The following is a 445-nucleotide window of genomic DNA, read 5'->3' on the forward strand; positions in this document are numbered from 1 at the left end:
CTGGAAAATTGATAACGAATAGTTGGATAAACAGAGATGGTCAGCATTTTTACGCGGATTCTTCAGGGGTTATTTTGAAGGGTTGGAAAGAAATTGATGGGAATACATATTATTTTGCAGATTATGGAAGGGATACAAGGAAAGGTGTTGAGATTGAGGGTAAGTACTATAACTTCAACGATGACGGTATTCTACAAAAATCAGCATGGGAAGGTCTAAACTATTCCGATGAATCTGGAGCACTTATTCAAGAAGGCTTGAAAGAAATTGATGGTCAAATTTATTATTTTAAAGATTACCATGCTACTAAAGGTAAACTACCTTTAGTAGATCAAGGTGTCATTCTTCATTTTACCGAAGAAGGTAGGCTTTGGTTGGCTACTGGGCTGGATGGAAAAGCTCTAAACAAAACAAAAAATGTTACTTTTGACAATAAAACATTACC

General features: G+C 35.5%; 1 pseudogene. It reads left to right on the plus strand.

Annotated elements, in window-relative coordinates:
- Positions 1 to 74: 74 nt before the first annotated feature.
- Positions 75 to 445, plus strand: a pseudogene (locus tag MR109_RS29750) (cell wall-binding protein); the annotation flags it as partial.

The organism is Bacillus cereus group sp. BfR-BA-01310, from assembly GCF_022664325.1.
GTDB classification, from domain to species: Bacteria; Bacillota; Bacilli; order Bacillales; family Bacillaceae_G; genus Bacillus_A; species Bacillus_A paramycoides.